Genomic DNA, 22212 nt, shown 5'->3' with positions numbered 1-22212 from the left:
GCGTCTTCCATAGCGCACTTCTCCAGGCAATGCTTGCTGCGTGGAGACCCGATGCGCGGAACCCGTCCGCAGCGCGGCAGGGGACCCTGACCTGGTGCCCCAGCTGCCCGGACGAGCTAAGCACCGCAGTGAACACCGGCGGCGGCTGCTGAGGGCAGCGGACCTGCTGACTGAGGCGGCGGCCGAGGTGATGGCGCTGGCCGTGCCTGTCGAGTGCGTGTGCTGCGGTAACGAGGACAGGGCCATCTGCTCCGGCTGTGAGCGGCAGATCCGGCTGCTCACCCGGCTGCCGTTCCGGGCCGAATCCTCAGCTCCGGCCCTGATGGGTACTGATGGCTCCGTCCTGCTGCCGGTGGTGGCGGCGGGCATCTACCGCGAAGAGCTGGCGCAGTCGGTGCTCTCCTTCAAACGCCATGGCCAGGGACCTCTGGCTGCCTCGCTGGCCAGGGCACTGGGAGGGGCGATCCGCGCCGCCGTGGGCGGGGGCCAGGACATCTGGCTGGTGCCGGTACCCAGCAGCAACGGCGCCTACCGGAAACGCGGGTTCACGCCGGTCCTCCTCTTGCTCCGCTACCTCCAACGCCGCCGCGTCCTCGGCGGCCTGGAGTGTCATGACGTCCTCCGTAAGATCAGGGTGCCCGCGGCAGCCCCAGGCAGTTCCAGCGGTCAAAAGGGGCTGAGCCGAGGGGCGAGGGCCAGCAGGGTACGGGGCTCCATGCGGGTTGGCTGGACGGCGGGCGGAAGCGGGCTCGCGGGGCGTCCCTGCATTATTGTTGACGACGTCCTGACCACCGGTGCGACGCTCGCCGAGGCCGCCCGGGCACTTCACCAGGCCGGGGCGGTGGTGCGTGGCGCCGTGGTCCTGGCGGCCACCCGCGCGCCCGACGCAGCACCGCCGCAGCACTGCTCCGGGGCACCCAGCCGGGTACCGGAGTCATAGAAAAAAATAAAGGGCGAAAGGATGAATAACTCGTTGCTATGAACTAACGTCGGGTATGGGTACCAAGATCAGTTGTACCTTTCGATAGCGGCTCGGAAAGGGGCTCGACTGTCAATCAGATCGTCCCCACGAAGTGCCGCCGTCGTGTCACCGAAGTCATTTGGAGGGCACCATGGAGTTCATGATCAGCGGACGAAATCTGACGGTCTCGGACCGATTCCGCGAATACGCCGGCGAAAAGATCTCGAAGATCGAGTCGCTTGGGGACAAGGTTCAGCGGGTGGATGCGAAGGTTTCCAAGGAAACGAATGCGCGCCAGACCGGCGACCAGCTCACAGTTGAAGTGACAGTCCTGGGCAGGGGCCCCGTAATCCGTGCCGAAGCAAGCGCCGCAGACAAGTTCGCCGCGTTCGATCTCGCTTACAACAAGCTGCTGGAGCGGCTCCGCAGGGCAAAGGACCGCAAGAAGGTCCACCACGGGCGGCACACGCCCAAGGCGGTCCGCGAGGCGACGGCATCCCTGGAGCCCGCCAGCGCCAACGAGCCTATTTACGTCGAAGCGAGCAACCGCGCCGAGCCTGCGCCGGAGCCGGCCGAGAAGTCGCCCTACGACGTCGAAAATGACATTCCTGCCGGAGATTCTCCGGTTTTGATCCGCCGCAAGGTATTCCCGGCTTCCTCCCTCACGCTGGATGACGCCGTGGACAACATGGAGCTTATCGGGCACGACTTCTACCTCTTCGTGGACAAGGCCACGAACGCGCCCTCAGTTGTGTACCGGCGCCGCGGCTGGACGTACGGCGTCATCACCCTGGACCACTACTGCGAGCCCGGCGAGAACACCTTCGAGGAGAAGATCCACGCCTACCGCTCTGACGATGCGGCCGCAACCGCCTAGGATGGTGCCCTAACAACGAAAGGGCTGACATGGTTGCGACGCTGAGCCTTACACAGGCCCGGCGGATCGCGCTGGCAGCCCAGGGACTGGACAAAGGACGGCCCGCCGGACCCGTGACCCCACGGACGGTGGGCCGGACCTTTGCCCGGATACAGCTGGTTCAGATCGACTCGGTCAATGTCCTGGCGCGGAGCCACTTCCTGCCCTTTTTCTCCAGGCTGGGCAACTATGACCGCACCATCCTGCAGCAGATGGCGGGCAGGCATCCCCGGCGCATGGTCGAGTACTGGGCCCATGAGGCGAGTTTCATCCGGCCCGAACACTTCCAGGACCTCGTGACGTGGCAGAACCGCACCTGGGTGGGAGCGTCGGCCATGGATCCCGCGCTCCGCTCCGGCGTGACCCGCCTCGTACTGGAGGCCCTGGCCGCCGGAAAACCCATGACGGCCGCGGAGCTTACAGCGGCCATCGGCCATGTGGAGGACCGCCAAAACGTCAACTGGGGCTGGAACTGGAACGCGGTCAAGCGCGTCCTGGAGCACCTGTTTGAAGAGGGCGTCGTCGCCTCCGCATCGCGGACGGACCAGTTCGAGCGCCGGTACGCCCTGACCAAGGACGTGCTCCCGGCCGCGGCCCTGGAGGCGGCCCCTGATCCCCAGGCGGCCATGGACAGGCTCATCGACGCAGCGGCGCAGGCGCACGGCATCGGGACGGTGCGCTGCCTTGCCGATTATTTCAGGGTGCCGATGAAGGCTGCGGCCGTATCCATCCAGCATCTTGTTGAGAGTGGACGGCTGGAGCCGGTCACTGTTCGCGGCTGGGACCGAAAAGTGTTCCGGCACGTCGATGCCCGGCTGCCGCGGACAGCAACGGGCAGGGCCCTGCTGAGCCCGTTCGACTCCCTGGTTTTCGAGCGGCGGAGGCTGGAGGAGCTGTTTGGGTTCCACTATCGGATCGAGATCTATACCCCTGAGCCGAAGCGCCGGTTCGGCTATTACGTTCTGCCTTTCCTGCTGCGTGACCGCATCGTGGCCAGGGTTGACCTGAAGACCGACCGCGCCGGCGGCAGGCTGCTGGCCAAGGCATGCTTCGGCGAGCCGGACGCTCCGGCAGACACCGCCGTCGAGCTCGCCGCCGAACTGCTCCTGATGGCCGAGTGGCTGGGACTTGACGAGGTAATCGTGTCACCGGCCGGAGACCTCTCCGCTGCTGTGGGCGCGGCCATTCACGGCGTAGGACGGCAGTATCCGCTCTGAGGGAACAGGACTACCTCCTTTGCGTCTCTCCCGTAGACTGAACACGCCAGAATTCGGCAGCATGAGACTGGGAGCAACTTCACGTGGCATCACTAATCGAAAAACTTCTCCGCACAGGTGACAAAAAAACCCTGAGGCAGCTGCGGAACTATGCCGATTCCATTAACGCCCTTGAAGACTCATTCAAAACATTCTCCGACGCAGAGCTCCGCGAAGAGACAGACCGGCTCCGGGCGCGCCACCAAGGCGGTGAAAAACTCGATGACCTCCTGCCGGAGGCGTTCGCCGCCGTCCGCGAGGCGTCCTCACGAACCCTTGGCCTACGCCACTTCGACGTCCAGCTGATGGGTGGTGCTGCACTCCACCTTGGGAACATCGCGGAAATGAAGACCGGTGAAGGAAAGACGCTCGTCGCCACGGCCCCTGCCTACCTCAATGCCCTCGCCGGAAAAGGCGTACACGTCGTCACGGTCAACGACTACCTCGCCGACTACCAGTCCGAGCTGATGGGCCGCGTCTACCGGTTCCTGGGTCTCACCAGTGGCTGCATCCTTTCCAACCAGGACCCGGCCATCCGCCGGCAGCAGTACGCCGCGGACATCACCTACGGAACCAACAACGAATTCGGCTTCGACTACCTGCGCGACAACATGGCCTGGGACAAATCGGAACTGGTCCAGCGCGGGCACCACTTCGCGATTGTCGATGAGGTCGACTCCATCCTCATCGATGAGGCCCGGACCCCGCTCATCATCTCCGGACCGGCGCAGGGCGACACCAACCGCTGGTACAGCGAGTTCGCCAAGGTGGTGCTGCGGCTGCAGGCGGAGAAGGACTACGAGGTCGACGAGAAGAAGCGCACCGTCGGCGTCCTCGAAAGCGGTATTGAAAAGGTCGAGGACTACCTGGGCATCCAGAACCTCTACGAATCCGCCAACACCCCGCTGATCGGCTTCCTGAACAACGCCATCAAGGCCAAGGAACTGTTCAAGCGCGACAAGGACTACGTCATCCTTGATGGGGAGGTCCTCATCGTCGATGAGCACACGGGCCGCATCCTCGCCGGCCGGCGCTATAACGAAGGCATGCACCAGGCGATTGAGGCCAAAGAAGGCGTCGAGATCAAGGCCGAAAACCAGACCCTCGCCACCGTCACGCTGCAGAACTACTTTCGCATGTACGGGAAGCTGTCTGGCATGACCGGTACGGCTGAGACGGAAGCCGCCGAGTTCATGAGCACGTATAAGCTCGGCGTCGTGGCCATCCCGACCAACCGGGACATGCAGCGGATCGACCGTCCGGACCTGGTCTACAAGAACGAAACCGTCAAGTTCGATGCTGTGGTCAAGGACATTGCCGAGCGCCACGAACAGGGCCAGCCCGTCCTGGTCGGCACCACCAGCGTCGAGAAGAGCGAGTACCTGTCGCGGCTGCTGGCCAAGGAAGGCATCCGGCACGAGGTGCTCAACGCCAAGAACCATGCGCGGGAAGCTGCGATCGTTGCGCAGGCTGGCCGCAAGGGTGCAGTCACGGTGGCCACCAACATGGCTGGCCGCGGTACGGACATCATGCTGGGCGGTAACGCCGAATTCACCGCCATCGCTGAACTCGCCAAGAAGGGGCTGGATCCGGAGGAAAACTCCGTGGAGTACGAGGCCGCGTGGCCGCAGGCGCTTGACGCCGCCAAGCAGGCCGTCAAAGAAGAGCATGAGGAAGTGCTGAACCTCGGTGGCCTCTATGTGTTGGGCACTGAGCGGCACGAGTCACGCCGGATCGACAACCAGCTCCGCGGCCGTTCGGGGCGCCAGGGCGACCCCGGCGAATCGCGCTTCTACCTCTCGCTGACTGATGACCTCATGCGGCTGTTCAACTCCGGGGCAGCCGAGCGCCTCATGAACAGCTCGGTACCCGACGACGTGGCCCTCGAATCCAAGCTGGTTTCCCGTGCCATCGCCTCGGCCCAGGGCCAGGTGGAGGGCCGGAACGCTGAACAGCGCAAGAACGTCCTGAAATACGACGACGTTCTCAACCGCCAGCGTGAAGCCATCTACGGCGACCGACGCCGGATCCTCGAGGGTGACGACCTGCACGAAAAGGTGCAGTTCTTCCTGGAAGACACCATTAATGCGCTGATCGACGAAGCCACCGCGGAGGGCAACGGAGACGACTGGGATTTCGACCAGCTCTGGACGAACCTCAAGACGCTCTACCCCGTCACGGTGACCTCGCACGACGTGATCGACGAGGCGGGCGGAAAGTCGCGCATCACGGTCGATTTCCTGAAGGAAGAGATCCTCTCCGACGCGAAGCTGGTGTACCAGGCCCGCGAGGAGGCCATTGGCTCCGAAAGCATGCGCGAGCTGGAGCGGCGCGTTGTTCTTTCGGTCATTGGCCGGAAGTGGCAGGAGCACCTGTATGAGATGGACTATCTCAAGGAGGGCATCGGGCTGCGCGCCATGGCTCAGCGTGATCCGCTGGTCGAATACCAGCGCGAAGGCTTCACCATGTTCCAGGCCATGATGGAGGCCATCCGCGAGGAAAGCGTCGGGTTCCTCTTCAACCTTGAAGTTGAAGTCACTCCCGCCGAGGACGTGGTGGTGGCCGACGCCGCCGGAGGCCACACCGAACATCACGAGCCGCAGATCCGTGCCGCCGGTCTGGAAGCGCCGGAAAAGCCGGCGCAGCTGCAATACACGGCGCCCGCGGAAGGCGGCGGGACCCAAACCCGCGTCGAGGGCAGGGCGGCGGGACGCTCCGGGAATCCGGCGAAGGCCGCATCGCAGGCCCGCCGCGACGGCAAGAAGAAGCGCTAAGAGTCGAACGTACTGAAATCCAGAGCAAGGGACCCGGGCAACGCGCCCGGGTCCCTTGCTGTTTGCGGGTCTTTTCGCCGCTGGATGCTCACCCGATTTCCAGCGCCGTGACCCGCCAGACCTGTTTGCTGCGTTCGAGCCGGACAGCGACGGCGCGTGCCCTCAGCTCGTCGATGACCACCGCGCTGGCTTCATAGATGTCCGGCGTAATTTCGCAGGCCCGGACCGAGCGGACGGCCGGGTTCCGGTGGAGGCGTCCCAGCTTCCGGGGCGCACGGGCAGCTTCCCGCCGCGTCAGGCAGGCGCGATGCTGGAGCGCCAGCAGGCATCTTTGGTCCAAGCGCCGCGCCAGTTGGTTGATCGGCCTGGTGCCGGCGAGGACTTCTATGGCCGCCTGGACAGTGGACCTTGTGATGGCGCAAATCTCCTGCACCTCTTCAGCCGCATCAAGCCCCATCGATGGGACGGCCTGTGTCGCTGTGGTGCCCGCGCTCCGGATAGTGGTTGCAGCGGTCATGATTTCGGTCCTTTGGCTTGAAATGGGATTGAGGGCACGCCAGGGATGCCAGGCACGCAGTAGGGCGGGAGCTGAGAGGCGGTGCAGTGCCCGTCCTGCTCAGGGAGCCCTGAGGATCTGGCCCGGCAGGAGGAGATCCGGACTGCTGCCGATGACGGCGCTGTTGGCTGCAAACCAGCGTGGCCATTCCCGGGCTATTTCGACGTCGGTGGCTTCCGGGCCCAGGTGCCGGGCAGCGATCGTCCACAGAGAATCTCCCGACCTGACCACGAGTTCCTGACGGGGTGGCAGCATGTTCGCGGCCCTGGCCGGCGCCGAGGTGACAAACTTGGGCGCCGGAACCGGCGGACTGGCCTGCCACTGCGGCTGCACATCAGACGTGCCGGGCACCGCCGCGCCGGTGGCGTGGCCCTCCTGTGCAGGCTCCGTGGCGAACCCCGGGCTCACGTGAGGCAGGACTGGACTGTCGGCGCACTGGGCCTGGGTTGGCGCCCATGCGGCAGACAGTGCAACCGTGTGGCTGGGGACGAGCCCCGACCCCTGCGAAGCGTCCGCGTGGGCGAGGGGCGCAGCCACCAGCTGCATGCCCAGGACGCCCAGGGCGAGCCGACGCATGAACGCCGGGCTGAGGCGTGCGCTGAGCGCCGCAGCGCGCACCCTGCCGCACCGTTCCAACAGGGCAGCCGCGAAAGCGGACGCAAGCGAAAGCACCCACCAGGCGACTATGACAAGCCCGGCAGCAGCACTCACGAAGCCGAGGAGATCCTCGAAGGCGAGGGACTGCCGCCGGGAGGCGGAATGATGCCACTGCTCCATGAGGCCTGCCCCGGTGACGGCCAGGAAGCACCCCAGTCCCAAGATGACGAACGCCAAGGCAGCGTCTGAACCGGATGGCCTTGAAGTGGAGGGATACATGCCTGTTCCTTCTTCGCTTTGTGACTACTGCTCGGTGATGCTTTCCAGGGCGGTTTAATACAGTTTGATGCAGTTTAGTGCAGTTTGATGGCTACAACGACAGTGTGCTGCATCTTGCGCACCGCTGTCCAGAGTTATTCGTCGTTGATGTGGATTGACCGTTACCGGCGGCCCGCTTAGGGTTGCGCCATGCGATGGAATGCCCTGTTTGATGACCTGGAGGCGCAACTGGCGGAGGCTGAGGTCCTGGGCCGTGAGTCCGAGGTATCGGAGCGGGCGCGCGCAGAGCTGGCATCCATCGGCATGGCCGATCGGCTCCGGGGATCATTGGGCCGGAGGGTTGGCGTTCATCTGGTGTCCGGGACGGACTTCCTGGGCACCTTGAGCCACGCGGGCGCAGAAAGCCTGGTGATCGATGAGGCAGCGCACCAGATTCTGGTTCCATACGCGGCGGTGTCCCACTACACGGGGATTGGCCGGCATGCCTTGGCCGAGCCATCGGCAGTGCGGAGAAGGCTGGGTCTGGCAAACGCGCTTCGGAGCCTCGCGCGGGACAGGGCGCCGCTCACTGTCCTGCTGGCCCGAGGTCCAGCCGGCGAGGTGCGGATTGCAGGCGTCATCGACCGGGTGGGGCGGGACTTCCTGGACCTTGCCGTCACGCCTCCGGGTGAAGCACGCAGGGCACCGAACGTCGTGGAGGTTGCAACCGTTCCCTTTGGGTCTTTGCTCGCACTTCGTTCACTGCGGCCCGGAGAACTGTAGCGGTTTCGGGGGAGCGGGGATCAGTCTGACTTCGACTTGGCCTCTTCGATCATCCGGCTGGCCTCGGCATAACGTTCTTCTATGTATTGCTCAAGCATCTTCTCTTCGACCCGCCATTGACCGCGGCCACCCACCTGAATGGCTTTCAGTTCGCCGCTGCGCACAAGTGCATATGCCGCGGGCGAGTTGATCTGAAGCTGCTCGGCTACATCTGCAAGGGTGAGAAAACGGGGCATAGCTCAATTCTGCCATCTGCGTTTCCCGATGGTGCCGTTATCCACAGTTTGATGATGTTTGGTCCCGTGACTTCCCGATTGCCCAAGGATGCCGTATCAATAATCATGACTGGCGCGTCCACAGCGCCTGACGCTTCAAGGGGGAGCAAGCACGCATGAGTTCCAGCGCCGTGGCCGCAGGTGCCCGTCTCAAAAGGCCTTCGTGGAAGGATCCAAGACTGCTGGTGGGGGTGCTGCTGATCCTCGCTTCGGTGGTGGGGGTGATATCCCTCCTCGGCAGTGCGGATAAGACCACCGAGGTATTCGTCGCCCGCGAGGCGATTGCCGTTGGAGAGAAGCTCACCCCGGACAACGTCAGCCGGGTCAAAGTGCGGCTGGGGGAAGTGGAGTCCCACTACATCACGGCGGAGTCCGGCATGCCTGACGGTGTGGTGGCTGTCCAGCGGATCGGAAAGGACCAGTTGCTGCCCCGGGAAAGCCTGGGGGCCGTGGACCTGCTGGACAGGAAGCCGGTCGCCGTCACAGTGCAGGAAGCGCTGCCGGAACAGGCTGTGGCCGGCACCCGTGTTGACGTGTGGGTATCGATGCCCGATGCGAGGAACGGATTCGCCCAGCCCAAGCTCCTACTCCCTGGCGCGGAAATCGCCGAGGTCTCACCCGGTTCAACTGCTCTGGGATCCTCGAAATCGACCGTCCTGATGGTTCTGGTGGGCGACGAGCATATGCCTTCCCTCCTCGGAGCGCAGGCAAATGAGGCCAAGATTTCCGTGGTGTGGAATCCCGGCGGGGCTGCGAAATGAGTATTCCGGTAGTCACGGTCGGGCAGGCCCAGGATCTGGTCGGCGGCCTGGAGAGACTCCATGGACCCGTCACTGTCGTGCGTCGGTGTGCCGAGCTGGCGGAGTTGTTGGCTGCGTGCCAAAGCGGACTTGCCCGGGCGGCTGTCGTGGCCGAGGGGAGCGAAGAATTGACCGCATCCCTCGTCGACCGGCTCGGCGCCGTGGGTGTTGCTGTCATCGCACTGACGGACAGCGAGGGAGAGTCTTCCCGGCTGCGCGGCATTGGCGTGTCCGCGGTTATTTCGACCGTGGCATCCGCAGCATTGGCTGAGCGCATCTCTGAGGCAGTTGCCCAGTTCTCGGGGCGGGGGATTGCCGCCAAGGAACGGGTGCAGCCGGGCGTCGCTGAGGCGAGCCCTGTTCCGCAGCCCGGGGCGGACGATGGCGGCGACACTTCGGCCGAGCCTGGAACAGGAAAGATCATCGCCGTGTGGGGTCCTGCCGGATCACCCGGACGGACCCTGTTGGCTGTGAACATTGCCGGCGAACTGGCGGCAGAAGGAAAGTCCGTCCTGCTCGTTGACGCCGATAGCTATGGAGCCAGCATTGGCGCGGTTCTCGGGCTCCTGGACGAAGCGGCAGGCCTGGCGCAGGCCTGCCGCCTTGCCGACCAGGGGCTCCTCGACACGGCATCGCTGCTGCGGGTGGCAGTGCCTGTTTCCACGAAATCGGGGACCCTCCGCGTCCTGACCGGCATAACGCGTGCGGACCGTTGGACTGAACTTCGGGCCGCCGCGCTCGCACTTGTGCTCGAGCGGGCCAAGGAGGTTGCCGACGTTGTGGTCGTTGACACGGGGTTTTGCCTTGAGGCGGACGAGGAGCTCAGCTTTGACACCATGGCGCCGCGCCGCAACGCCGCAACGCTCAGGAGCCTGGAACTGGCTGACACAGTCCTCGCCGTCGGGTCCGCGGACTCCATCGGAGTTCCGCGGCTGGTCCGTGGCCTTGCCGAACTGGATGCCGCGGTCCCGGGCATACGGCCGGAGGTGGTGATGAACAAGGTGCGGGCCGCAGCGGTGGGCCGCTCACCTGAACGGCAACTACGCGAGGCCTGGGACCGCTATGGCCCGGCGACAGGCATCAAAGCGTTCCTTCCGTCCGATCCGGAGGCGGCTGACACGGCGCTGCTGTCGGGGTCCTTGCTGCTGGAGGCTGCTCCGGATTCACGCCTCCGGTCCGGCATTGCCGCTTTGGTTTGTGCACCTGACCAGCAAAAGCGCCGATCCTCTGTCTTTACTTCCACAGCAAAGCGTTCGCTGAGGGGCTAGGCTCACGATTAGGGCTGCAACGGTGCGGCCATGAACTTGTGATGGAGGCGTTTATCAATGTCGTCTGGGTCCAGCGTGGAGGATCAGTCCCGTCCGATTGAAGCCGAAGAGGGCTTCTTCGCGGATTACTACGAGCACCTCGCGGAGGAGGACGTTCGTGCCTATCCAAAGGATGTTCTGAGTCAGCGGGCTGAGACGCACAAGAAGGTCGCCGCGAGCCGCGAGCCGGGCACCGCCAACATTTCAATTGTTGATGAAGCGGACCGGAGCGTTGTGTACATCGTCACGGATGACATGCCGTTCCTGGTCGATTCCGTAAACGCGGAGCTGGTCCGCCAGAATTCGGCCATCCAGCTCGTCGTCCACCCCATGTTCGTCGTCACACGCAACCGCCAGACCCATGAGCTCGTCAAGGTGAGCAGGGTTCCGTCCAGCGTCGGGATTTCCAGCGGTGACACGGCCGCATTACCCAGCCTGTCCCACCTGATTGCCCCAGGTGACAACACCACGCACATGGAGTCATGGATTGCGGTGGAGATTGGCCGCGCCAGCGACGAGGTAAAGCCGCGCCTTGCCGAAGGCCTGGAACGGGTCTTGGGAGACGTCCGGGCAGCCGTTGAGGACTGGCCGAAAATGCGCAACAAGGCGAGGCAGATAGCCGAATCCCTCGACAAGGTCGCCAATCCCTCCCAAATCGCCGAGTTGCGACAGGCCCAGGACCTGCTTCGATGGCTGGACGAAGGCAACTTCACCTTCCTCGGTTACCGCGAGTACGACCTCATTAATGAGGCAGGAGAAGACGTCCTGGAGCTCCGGGAGGACAGCGGTCTCGGGTTGCTGCGAGCCCACCGTGACACGCCCCATGTCCAGCATCTGACGGACGCCGGCAGGCGCAAGGCGCGCGAGAAAAAGGCCCTGGTCATCACCAAGGCCAACTCGCGCTCGACGGTGCACCGGCCGGCCTACCTCGACTACATCGGTGTGAAGAGCTTTGACGCGGCAGGCAACGTCAACGGCGAACAGCGCTTCATCGGCCTTTTTGCGACCAGCGCCTACACCGGTTCGGTCCGGAACATCCCCATCGTCCGGGAAAAGGTGGAAGCCGTCCTCCGGGGTGCCGGGTTCCCGCCCGACTCGCACTCTGGCAAGGACCTGCTCGGCATCCTGGAAACGTACCCCCGGGACGAGCTCTTCCAGATCGAAATCCCCGACCTCGCCGCGACGGCCACCGGCATCCAAAGGCTGCAGGAACGCCGCCGCACCCGGCTGTTTTTGCGCCCCGACATCTACGGGCGGTTCATGTCCGCCGTGGTGTACCTGCCACGAGACCGGTACACCACCAACGTCCGGCTTCGGATCGAACAGGAACTCCGCGAGACATTCCACGCGCAGTCCATCGACTACGAGGCGAGGATGACGGAGTCCGCACTTGCCCGGCTCTTCTTCCGGATCCGGCTGCCCAAGGGCGCCGATGTCAGCGATGCCAACACCGAGGATCTGGAGAAGCGGCTCGTCCGTGCAGCACGGTCCTGGGGCGAGGGCATCAGCGAGGTTCTGCGCGACCGGAGCAACGGCGAAGGATCCAAAGAACTCGCCGATCTCTGGGCTGAAGCCTTTCCCGCGACCTACCGGGTGGACTATGAGGTTGAAGACGCCCTGGAGGACATTGAGAGGTTTGAAAAGTACGGGGCAGCGGCCGAGAGGAGCGTCGGAGCGAAGCAGGAGCGCCCCGGCGTGCACGTCTACCTTCCGGAAGGTGCAGGGGCAACACTCGAAGAGGATGCGCGGGTCAAGCTCTACATGCTCGAGCCCAAGAGCCTGAGCCAGATCCTTCCCTACTTCCACAACCTCGGGTTGGAGGTCCTGGATGAGAGGCCCTTCGAAATCGAAACGGCCGACAGCCGCGACTTTTTCCTGTACGACCTCGGGCTGAAATTCCCGGCCGGGGTGGACCCGCTGTCCACCGGCCAGCTGCTCGCGGATTCCTTCGGGGCTGCAGTTACCGGTGCCGCGGAATCGGACAGTTTCGACCGCCTGGTGCTGCGCGAAGGCATGAACTGGCGTCAGGTCGTTGTGCTGCGGGCCTATGCAAAATACATGCGTCAGATGGGCAACACAAACTCCTTCGAATTCCTGGCTGATACCCTGCTGGCCAACCCGGAGGTCACCAAGGGGCTCAGTGCGCTGTTCCAAGCACGCTTCGATCCTGCGCTGACCGAGCTGGAGCGGGAGGAACGGCAGGAAAAGGTTCGCGCCGAGCTCGCCGCATCCATTGAAACTGTCGCGACCCTCGACGCCGACCGCGCCCTCCGGACCTTCACCAACCTGATCGAAGCAACCCTGCGCACAAACTTCTACCAGGAGAAGCCCTACCTGAGCTTCAAACTGAACCCCGCAGTCATCGAGGGCCTGCCCTTCCCGCGGCCACAGTTCGAAATCTGGGTCTACTCGCCGCGGGTCGAGGGCGTCCATCTGCGATTCGGCAAGGTCGCCCGCGGCGGTCTTCGCTGGTCCGACCGGCGGGAAGACTTCCGCACAGAGATCCTGGGATTGGTCAAGGCCCAGACAGTCAAGAATGCGGTGATTGTCCCTACCGGCGCCAAGGGCGGCTTTTTCGCCAAGCGGCTGCCCGATCCCGCAGCAGACAGGGCCGCATGGATGGCGGAAGGCGTCGAAAGCTACAAGACGTTTATCCGTGGACTGCTCGATCTCACCGACAACCTCGTGACCGGCGCAGACGGTGAGCGGCTCGTTGCGCCCGAAAATGTTGTCAGGCACGATGACGATGACGCATATCTCGTCGTGGCGGCGGACAAGGGCACTGCGACGTTTTCCGACATCGCAAACGCGCTTGCGGCCGACTATGGCTTCTGGCTGGGTGACGCCTTCGCCTCTGGTGGTTCCGTGGGGTATGACCACAAGGCGATGGGCATCACGGCCAGGGGTGCGTGGGAGTCGGTCAAGCGCCACTTTAGCGAACTGGACCTCGACACACAGTCGGAACCGTTCTCCGTCGTCGGTGTCGGCGATATGTCCGGTGACGTCTTCGGAAACGGGATGCTGCTGTCAAAGCACATCCGGTTGCTCGCGGCCTTCGACCACCGCCACATTTTCCTGGACCCCAACCCTGACGAGGCAAAGTCCTACGCAGAGCGCCAGCGGCTTTTCGAGCTTCCGCGGTCGTCGTGGGACGACTACGACAAGGGCCTCATCAGTGAAGGCGGCGGGGTCTACCCGCGGCAGGCCAAATCCATACCGGTGTCCCCCCAGGTGCGGGCGGCGCTCGGCCTGTCGGAGGGAACTACCCAGCTGAGCCCGCCCGAGCTGCTGCGGGCCATCCTCCTTGCGCCGGCAGACCTGCTCTACAACGGGGGCATCGGCACGTATGTGAAGGCGAGCACCGAGACCCACGCGATGGTGGGGGACAAGGCCAACGACGCCATCCGCGTTGACGGGCGCGACCTTCGCGTGAAAGTCGTGGGCGAGGGCGGCAACCTGGGCATGACGCAGCGGGGCCGCATCGAGGCTGCGCTGCAGGGCGTCATCCTTAATACGGACGCCATCGACAACTCAGCCGGCGTCGACTGCTCGGACCACGAGGTCAACATCAAGATTTTCGTGGACCGCATGGTCGCTGCGGGGAAGCTTGATCCGGAAGAGCGGGCAGAGTTCCTGTCGTCGATGACAGACGAAGTGGGCCGGCTTGTGCTGGAAGACAACATCGACCAGAACATACTGCTGCTCAACGACCGTCAGCGTGTGGCCGAATGGAGCCCAAGCTACGAACGGCTGATGGACTGGCTGGAGAAGTCCGCGGACCTGAACCGTGACCTGGAAGCGCTGCCCTCAACCGCCGTTCTCCACGAACGGCTTGAGCAGGGGCAGGGGCTGACCTCGCCCGAGCTGTCAGTCCTGGCCGCCTACGCCAAGATCGAACTGGCCACGGCCCTGCGCGAAAGCGACCTCGCTGATGACCCCTGGTTCCGTCAGACGCTGCGGGGATACTTCCCGAAGCAGCTGCGGGAACGGTTCGATGCTGAACTGGACACGCATCCGCTGCGCCGCGAAATCATCGCCACAATTGTCGCCAATGACATGATCAACATGGGCGGCATCACCTTCACCTTCCGGACCATGGAAGAAACGTCCGCAAGCGAAGTGGCGGTGGCGAAGGCGTTCGTGGCGCTCCGCGAGATCTACGAGCTGGACAACATGGTGTCCGAACTCAATGGCCTTCCGGCGTCGTTCCCCACGGAGCACTGGAGCACGGTCCACCTCGACATCAGGAGGCTGCTGGACCGGGCGGTGCGCTGGGTCCTTGGACAGGGCAACGCGTCCCGGCCCATCGCGGACATCGTCGCAGAATTCAAGCCGCTGATGGATCCCATGCGGGCCCGGCTTCTGGACTACCTGCGCGGGGACGACCGCGAGCGGGTGGCGGAATGGCTTGAAAAGGCACGGTCCTGGGGGCTGCCTGAGGATATTGCACACCGCTGGGCCGAGCTGTTTGAGAGCTTCGTCCTGCTGGACATTGCCAAGATCACGCACAGCCGTACGGAGCCGGTGGGCGAAATCGCCCACGTCTACTACACGGTGTTCAACCGCTTCCATGCGGACTCCCTGCTCGAACGGATCAGTTCGCTGCCCCGCCAGGACAGGTGGCAGGCGCTCGCCCGCGCCGCGTTGCGGGACGACCTTTACTCGACCGTTTCGGACATGACGACGGCGGTGCTGGAGTCGACTGAGGCCGGGGCGCCGGCGGAGGACCGGCTCAAGGCCTGGGAGGCGCTGAATGCCGAGCAATTGGGACGTGCGAAGAGCATGTTTGATGAGGTCAACGCCCTCGAAGCGGACGACATGGCCTCGCTGTCGGTAGCATTGAGGCTCTTGAGGTCAATCGTCCGACGCTAGGGCTCCGGTCCGGCGTCGAAAACTGGAGGTGTAGTGGCAATCTTTACGGACCCCATCAGGGAACACGCTGATTTTGGGCCGGGGGATGCCGAGTGGCTGCACCTCCTGGTGGGTGACTGGCAGATGGTGGCCGATCTCGCCTTCGCCGACCTCGCCCTGTGGTTTCCGCACCCGGACTATGGCTACGTGGCGCTGGCACACGTGCGGCCCTCCACGACGCATACGGTATTCCATGCCGATTTCGTCGGGGAGGGCATCCGGTCCGACCTTCAGGTCCTCGTGGACAAGGCGTGGGCCAGCCGCACGATTGAGCGCTCCAGTGAAACCAACTGGAGCAGCGACATGGCATTGCGTGTGGAAGCCGTGCCCATGGTCAGGAACGGCCGAACCCTTGCCGTGGTCACGTCCCACATGGATCTTTCAAGTTCACGTATGCCGTCCCGGCTTGAGTTGACGTACCGCCAGTGCGCCTACGACCTGCTTCGCATGGGCACCCTGGGCCTCTGGCCGGACTTTGCCTCGCCTACGGGCTCCCGCCGCGGGGCGCCCCGTGTTGGAGACGGACTGATCCGGCTCGATGCCGAGGGGATCGTGCAGTACGCGAGCCCGAACGGGGTCTCTGCGTTCCGGAGGCTGGGTGACGGCGAGTCGCTGGAAGGGCGTTCCCTCGCGGAAGTCACGGCCGGCCTGCTCAGGGACCGCCGCATGGTCGATGAAACGCTTCCCCTGGTTGTCACCGGACGCATGCCGTGGCGGAGCGAGATCGAGTCGCGGGGCGTCAGCCTGTCGCTACGGGCGATTCCACTCCGCGATGAGCAGCAGCGGTTCGGTGCGCTGGTGCTGTGCCGCGATGTGTCGGAGCTGCGGCGCCGGGAAATGGAGCTCGTCACAAAAGACGCCACCATCCGTGAAATCCACCACCGGGTCAAGAACAATCTCCAGACAGTGGCCGCTCTGCTGAGGATGCAGTCCCGCCGCATGGTCAGTGACGAAGCGAAACAGGGACTGGAACAAGCCATGCGGCGTGTTGCCACGATTGCCCTGGTCCACGAGACGCTTTCGCAGGGGCTCACCCAGAGCGTTGATTTTGACGAGCTGATCGGACGGCAGTTCCGGCTGTCGGCCGAGGTCGCCTCACCGTCCCAGCAGGTGAAGACCCAGAGGTCGGGGCAGTTTGGAGAGCTTCCCAGCGACTTTGCCACCCCCCTGGCGCTGGTAATCAACGAACTGGTGACGAACGCCGTCGAGCACGGGCTGGAAGGGAGAACCGGAACGGTTTGGCTGCTGGCCGACAGGTCCGAGGCCGAGGATGGCGCTGAACTGCTCACGGTGACAGTGGCGGACGACGGCGTCGGACTCCCGGACACTCCGCACGTGGAGGGCCTCGGACTCCAGATCGTCCGGACCTTGGTCACGAGCGAACTGGGCGGGACCATCCAGTGGAAACCCCGGGAGGGCGGCGGAACGGCGGTCCAGATCGTGCTGAGCCTCGCGAACCGTTAATGCGGGCGGGCCGTGCGATGCACCGGTGCCATGGATAACAGCAAAGGCCGCGGACCTTGGGTCCGCGGCCTTTGCCGAAACTGGTGAACGGGTGCTCTAGGAGGCCCGGCGGGCGCGGGCTGCCCGGCGCTTGAGCGCACGGCGCTCGTCTTCGCTCATGCCGCCCCAGACTCCGGCATCCTGGCCGGACTCAAGCGCCCACTGCAGGCAGGTGTCGACGACGGGGCACCGGCGGCAGACGCTCTTGGCTTCTTCGATCTGAAGAAGGGCTGGGCCAGTGTTTCCAACCGGGAAGAAAAGCTCCGGGTCCTTGTCGAGGCACGCTGCGCGGTTACGCCAATCCATGCTGATCAGTCACTCCATTCCTGGGAAGTCAATGCCACTTGTGAAAATATTCACTAGGGCCTACATAGGAAAGGGGCCCTGAGGGGCCCCCTTGGTCATCTGGATCAAGCGTTTCATGTTAACGCTGTGTAAACAAGGGGTAGTGGTCCACGAAATGCGTCCGAAACGTGAGCGATGCATCACACCGGGCAACCGCCCCCCACCGTGTGTCGACTATGTCCGGTAGGGTGCCAGTGTGTCAAGACCCCCAGCGAGCCCCTCCGACCCGTCCCCCGAGCCTGGTGACAGTGGCGGCTTCCAACATCAGAGCATGCCGGAGACGCCGTCGTTCCCCGGCGGGCGACCCCGTGCAATCGCCGCGATCTCGGCTATCGTCGCGGCCGAAGCCACTGCCCTGCTGGCCGCTGCCGGCTGGTACAGCCTCCAGTTGATGACCGGCGCCCCTGTCCTGTCCTTCTGGGGCGCGGTCTTTACCCTTGCTTTACTGCTGGCCTTCGCATCGTGGCTTTACGCGGTTGCCGTGTTCTTGTTCCGGGGCTTCCGCTGGCCACGGGCCGGTGCCCTGGTGGCGCAACTGTTCGTGCTCACCATAGGATTCCCGACCCTTACCGGCGGCTATCCGCTGGCGGGCCTGGCAATGCTCCTTCCCGCCGCTGTGGCCATCGTGCTGCTGTTCAATAAGGGTGTCATCCGGTTCGCCTCCCGGGCAGCCGGCTCGCCTCCTGCACTCTGATCATTGACCGGCCGGGGTTCGGCTGCGGAGTGTCGCCGCCCCTCACGGGACCGGCCAGCTGGACCGGCACCGCCTTGCCCTCCGAAAGAACTACGGCGCGTCCCGGAGGCGGATTCGGTTCGAGTTCGAACCTCACTCCGAAGAGGTCTCCGTCCACGGGACTCCTTGGAGCAATGAGTATCCCGCTGCCGCAACTGCGGGCAGCCATGGTCAAGGGCACCCGCTGCACCAGGGTCTGGCTGAAGCTCGCGGACATGATGACGGCCCAGCCGAGGGCATTGATGTCCAGCAATAGCTGGTTAACGGAAGGGGGCAGCAGATCCGCGTCGTCTACGAGCAGCACACCATGCCGGGCCAGGCGCCCCGCGTGTGCTTCGCGGTGTATTTCCGCCCAGTATTCTGCAGGGCTGGTCTCGGCGTCGGGACGAAGCCAGGCTGCCGCTGAATGATTAACGACGGGAATGGCGTCGAGCAACGCACTTTTTCCCGAGCCAGTGCCTCCCAGGATGGCAAGGACGCCTCCTGACGGGAGGCGCACAGCCACAGGCCGAAGGTCATCGCCACCCACACCGATAAAGAGTTGCCGGGCCCTGCTGGACCATTGCTGTGAGCTTTCCAGGCTTTCCCGTTGGCGGGACGACTCCGCCACCGGGCCGAGCGGGTGGCCGATCAGTGCAAGCAGGTGTTCTGCCGGAAGACGTGAAGGCAGGGCCTCCACCCTGAAGGGCAGGGCCTGCAGGCTCGGCTGCACCCCGGAGCGATGGAGCACCAGCCCGCCGTCGGCATGGAACTGGCACGCCGCCGGTTGGCCGCCGGATATTGATCCGAACGCCACGGCGCGTCCGGGGACATCCAGGACCTCAGGCATTTTGGGCCACGTCAAGCGGCTCTCATCGCTCGCACCGCGGGGAAAATAGACACGGCTTGGCATGGCGGACAGAAACCGCGACATGGCCAGCTCGCGCTCACCCGACATGACCACGGTGATGCCGGCACGGCTGCCGTCCCGAACGATGTCCTGCACCAGGTCTTCAGCCCACATCAAGGGGCAAGCCCGCAGGGCGGAGACCCACGATCCCCAGCCCGAGACCGCCAGGACCAGGGGAGCGGCCTGGGCCGATCCGGTTCCGCTCAGCCGGCGGGACATCTCCTGGCGGAGCCGTTCCAGCACCCGTACTCCCCGGCGCAGTTCGTGCAGTCCGACCACTGCGCCGGTCCGGGCCGACGCCTTCATTCCGGACAGGGAACCGTCGGCATCCAGGACGTAGAGATGGGACTCCTCCGGATGTAAGGCCAGCTGGTGCAGAACCAGCGACATGGCGCCGGCCGCATCAGCGGCCGTGCCGCCCATCAGCGCCAGATGTCCATCGCTGGCGGGGCGCCACAAGAGCCGGAGGATCTCCTGGCGGTGGGGCAAATCCAGCCAGCCGAGCTCCACGCAGCAGCCGCCGCCGGGAGCAGCGGCGGCGCCGGACTCCCCGGCCATACTGGGATAGGTCGGAGCGACCGGCAGCGGCGGGGCGACAGGGCTTCTGAGCGCGTGGGCACCCCGTGCTGCCCACAACGTTGCCGCCGTGCCGACCAGCGGACCGGCCACGGCGGCCGGCGTGGGCGGGCCGGACGCGGCGTCGCCGTCCACCACCGGGGCCGCGGCTCTCCGGAGGGCCTCCGTCGTGGGACGAACAATGGCCCTGCCGTGCCGGGGCTCCGCGGCGGCGACGGAGAGTGCCGCCGCCTGGAATTCCTCGGGTTCTTGCGTTCCCCGCGCAAGAAAGGCCCGTCCCGGCGTCTCAACCCTGATCGCCGCCGCAGCGTTGGTGCCGATGATGTCGGCCGATTCATGGGCGGACTGGACCCGGAGGCCGATGCTAGTGGTGACGTTGGCCCGGATATCGGCGTTGAGTGCCCCCTGCGGACGCTGAGTCGCCATGATGAGGTGAATTCCCAGCGAGCGGCCGATGGTGGCGATTCTCATCAGTTCGTTCAAGGACGCGGGGGCGTCGTCCACCAGCATCCGGAACTCATCGATGATGAGGATCAGCTGCGGGAGAAGAGGCGAGTCATGGGCCCTCGACAGACGGTAGGCTGCGAGGTCCGGTGCCTGAGCCTCTGCCAGGAGTTGCTCCCGGCGCCGGACTTCCGCCCGCAGTGACGCCATGGTCCGGTCAAGTTCGCTCCTGGAGAGGTCGGTCAGCATCCCCACGCAATGGGGGAGCGGCGTCAATGGGCCCAGCCCCGACCCGCCCTTGAAATCGAAGAACAGGACGTTGACACGGTCCGGAGGAAAGCTGAGAGCCAGGGCCATGGTCAGGCTTCGCAGGAGCTCCGACTTCCCGGAGCCGGTGGTGCCGGCAACGAGGAAGTGCGGACCGTCGGCCTCAAGGTCGAGGATGCGCGGACCATCTGCACCCAGTCCAATGGGGATGGCCAGCCCGGGGGCAAGCCTTCCCTCGGACCACCTGAGGTCCGTGGCCTCTGCTGACAGGTCAAGAATGTCGCTGAGCGGGCAAGCGACGGGTACGGAGCGTCCCACTGCCGTGGATCCCCTTTGGCTGAACTGCCGGCAGTACCGGTCAAAGACGTCATGGGGTACGAGGTCGGCCGTGAAGCGTTGGCCGGTGCCGGCACAGCGAAATAAGGCCTGGTCTCCGGCAAGCTCAATATCGGCCTCCGGCGGCCCTTGTCCGTCCGGAGTGGTTGGACCGGCGGAAGCCGCCGAACCGCAATCCGTGAACCTCATGACGCGCCACCGGTGCCGCCGTGCCGTTTCGACCACGCGGCCCGGCCAGCCTGTCCCCGCAGGGACCGCCAGCAGGAGGACTCCGGCGGCGCCTCTGCATGGATTGCCGGCGAGGATACTCTCAACGTCCCCGGAAGCAGCATGCAGTGTGACGTTGGGAAGGTATCTCGCGGTCAGCGGCAGCGATGAGACAGGTCCGCAGACAGCAACCCGTGTTCCCCGGGCCATGGGATACCCCGTGAGCTGCATGAGAAATGAACGCATCAATCCGGACACCGCACTGTCAGGCCCGCGCACAGTGACGTCGGGAATTTGCGGGTCCAGCAGCAGCGGAACTGACCCGAGGGGCGGCGGCCGAAACTCCGCATCCGGAGGGTCCACCCGGACGTTCGCGTCCTGCTCCGCCAAGCCGAGGCGGAGCCAGACTCCGGAGGCATCCGGCGGGGCATCGGCGGTTGACACCGCCCCCGCTGCGCACAGAGCCACTTGTGCGGCTGACGGCGCGGACCGCCGTCGTCGTTCCCGGTCTGTGGCCGCGGCCTCGGCAACCGCTGATCGCACGCCGCGCCGCTGCCGCCGGCCCGTCAATAAGGGCACCAGGAGCATCACCACCGATACTGCCGTGAACGCCAGAAACATCCACATTCCGGTGATCAGAGCCAGCCCGACACCGACAGCAACCGGAAGCGCAGCACTGAGGAACAGCATTCCCCGGTTTTCCTGCCCCGCCGGCCGCGGTACCGTCAACGGCTCGGCCACCGACTGACCGGCGGAGCCAAGGCCTGCATTAGGGGCGCCTGGCGGCGCGGCCACCACAACGGTCAGCGTGGAACGCCCGCAGCGGATGAGGGAGCTCGTGGAAATAGAGGCATTCCGGACGAATTTACCGTCCACTTCCGTGCCGTTGAGGCTGTCGAGATCCTCAATGGTCAGGGCCGTTTCCGACACCTCGATCCGTGCATGTCTGCGGGACAGGTCCACATCGGGAATCGTCAGTTGAGCGTTGGTGCGTCCGATCAGATAGCTCCCGCGGCGCAGCGGCAGCACCGTTCCTGCGGCTGGGCCGCTGTGCACAGCCAGCAGCAAGGACGCGGGTGCCTCGCGCGCAGGCCGGCCGCGGCGTCCCTCCGGGTGGTGACCGCCGTCCACGATGACAGCGCCGGTGACCAGGGGGGCCTGTCCTATGGTCAAGGAGGAAATCGGCAGGCCATTGAGGGTCAGCCGCCGGGTCTGAAAGCACCGGGCGAGCTCCTGGTCGAGCGCTGCCCCGGACGATCCGTCGCGGACGGTCGCGGTCAGTTCCATCGGCGCGGCGGCCACTGCGGCGCCGGGGCCGCGAACCAGGGTGAAGTCCAGATCCACCTGCCGGGCCTCCGTTCCTGAGGGCAACTTCAGGCACCACGCTAACGCCGGCGCCACCGGATGCATGCCGGTGCAATGGCCTATGTGGATAACCGGGCAGGCGGCCGCCAAACGGGCGGGCGACCAGACTCAGGTAGGCTAGAGCAGCAGGCAATGCACAACATTGGCCTGCCC

General features: G+C 65.0%; 15 protein-coding genes. 10 read left to right on the top strand and 5 right to left on the bottom strand.

All coding sequences use genetic code 11. The features are described from left to right. Positions 1 to 40 precede the first annotated feature (40 nt). From AC3A3W_RS14965 to secA, 4 genes are all read left to right on the top strand, one after another. Positions 41 to 940, top strand: a complete 900-nt coding sequence (locus AC3A3W_RS14965; protein ID WP_487443814.1) for a ComF family protein — start codon at positions 41 to 43, stop codon at positions 938 to 940. Positions 941 to 1112: 172 nt separating this feature from the next. Next, positions 1113 to 1838, top strand: coding sequence for a ribosome hibernation-promoting factor, HPF/YfiA family (gene hpf / locus AC3A3W_RS14960; protein ID WP_205655379.1), 726 nt, complete (start codon positions 1113 to 1115; stop codon positions 1836 to 1838). A gap of 29 nt (positions 1839 to 1867) precedes the next feature. Next, positions 1868 to 3094, top strand: coding sequence for a winged helix-turn-helix domain-containing protein (locus tag AC3A3W_RS14955; protein WP_487443813.1), 1227 nt, complete (start codon positions 1868 to 1870; stop codon positions 3092 to 3094). An 83-nt stretch (positions 3095 to 3177) separates the two neighbouring features. Continuing rightward, entirely contained in the window at positions 3178 to 5907 is a 2730-nt protein-coding gene (gene secA, locus AC3A3W_RS14950; protein ID WP_487443812.1) for a preprotein translocase subunit SecA, read from the top strand. Between the two features lie 88 nt (positions 5908 to 5995). On the opposite strand, the gene AC3A3W_RS14945 is transcribed toward secA, so the two are convergent. Then, the gene (locus AC3A3W_RS14945) at positions 5996 to 6424 is read right to left on the bottom strand and encodes an Rv3235 family protein (RefSeq protein WP_487443811.1); all 429 of its coding nucleotides are present in this window, start codon (positions 6422 to 6424) and stop codon (positions 5996 to 5998) included. 99 nt (positions 6425 to 6523) lie between these two features. After that, on the bottom strand, positions 6524 to 7339 hold the full coding sequence (locus AC3A3W_RS14940) for a LysM peptidoglycan-binding domain-containing protein (RefSeq protein WP_487443810.1): 816 nt from the start codon (positions 7337 to 7339) through the stop codon (positions 6524 to 6526). Between the two features lie 189 nt (positions 7340 to 7528). On the opposite strand from AC3A3W_RS14940, the gene AC3A3W_RS14935 reads away from it, so the two are divergent. Further along, positions 7529 to 8101 (top strand): hypothetical protein, encoded by a 573-nt coding sequence (locus AC3A3W_RS14935; protein ID WP_487443809.1) that lies wholly within the window; start codon positions 7529 to 7531, stop codon positions 8099 to 8101. Positions 8102 to 8121: 20 nt separating this feature from the next. Here the strand turns inward: AC3A3W_RS14935 and AC3A3W_RS14930 are convergent, their stop codons facing one another. Next, complete coding sequence (locus tag AC3A3W_RS14930) at positions 8122 to 8337, bottom strand: helix-turn-helix domain-containing protein (RefSeq protein WP_487443808.1); 216 nt, start codon at positions 8335 to 8337, stop codon at positions 8122 to 8124. Positions 8338 to 8492: 155 nt separating this feature from the next. Between AC3A3W_RS14930 and AC3A3W_RS14925 the strand changes: the two genes are divergently transcribed. From AC3A3W_RS14925 to AC3A3W_RS14910, 4 genes are read left to right on the top strand one after another with little or no spacing between them, the layout of a single operon-like run. Next, the gene (locus tag AC3A3W_RS14925) at positions 8493 to 9137 is read left to right on the top strand and encodes a CpaB family protein (protein ID WP_487443807.1); all 645 of its coding nucleotides are present in this window, start codon (positions 8493 to 8495) and stop codon (positions 9135 to 9137) included. Continuing rightward, on the top strand, positions 9134 to 10444 hold the full coding sequence (locus tag AC3A3W_RS14920; protein WP_487443806.1) for a CpaE/TadZ family protein: 1311 nt from the start codon (positions 9134 to 9136) through the stop codon (positions 10442 to 10444). The genes AC3A3W_RS14925 and AC3A3W_RS14920 overlap by 4 nt, the downstream gene beginning before the upstream one ends. A gap of 57 nt (positions 10445 to 10501) precedes the next feature. Further along, positions 10502 to 15355 carry an NAD-glutamate dehydrogenase gene (locus AC3A3W_RS14915; RefSeq protein WP_487443805.1) on the top strand — a complete coding sequence of 1618 codons (4854 nt, stop codon included), beginning with the start codon at positions 10502 to 10504 and terminating at the stop codon, positions 15353 to 15355. 33 nt (positions 15356 to 15388) lie between these two features. Next, positions 15389 to 16858, top strand: a complete 1470-nt coding sequence (locus AC3A3W_RS14910) for a sensor histidine kinase (protein ID WP_487443804.1) — start codon at positions 15389 to 15391, stop codon at positions 16856 to 16858. 96 nt (positions 16859 to 16954) lie between these two features. Here AC3A3W_RS14910 and AC3A3W_RS14905 read toward each other — a convergent pair whose 3' ends face one another. Next, positions 16955 to 17203, bottom strand: coding sequence for a WhiB family transcriptional regulator (locus AC3A3W_RS14905; protein WP_003804966.1), 249 nt, complete (start codon positions 17201 to 17203; stop codon positions 16955 to 16957). A 310-nt stretch (positions 17204 to 17513) separates the two neighbouring features. Here AC3A3W_RS14905 and AC3A3W_RS14900 point away from each other — a divergent pair, with 310 nt between their 5' ends. Further along, positions 17514 to 17936, top strand: coding sequence for a hypothetical protein (locus tag AC3A3W_RS14900; protein WP_487443803.1), 423 nt, complete (start codon positions 17514 to 17516; stop codon positions 17934 to 17936). On the opposite strand, the gene AC3A3W_RS14895 is transcribed toward AC3A3W_RS14900, so the two are convergent. After that, complete coding sequence (locus tag AC3A3W_RS14895; RefSeq protein WP_487443802.1) at positions 17890 to 22065, bottom strand: FtsK/SpoIIIE domain-containing protein; 4176 nt, start codon at positions 22063 to 22065, stop codon at positions 17890 to 17892. The genes AC3A3W_RS14900 and AC3A3W_RS14895 overlap by 47 nt on opposite strands. Between the last annotated feature and the right edge of the window lie 147 nt (positions 22066 to 22212).

The organism is Arthrobacter sp. Soil_N43 (genome assembly GCF_057655195.1).
The sequence above is the reverse complement of the archived record's forward strand: the minus strand, read 5'-3'. Positions and strand labels throughout refer to the sequence as shown.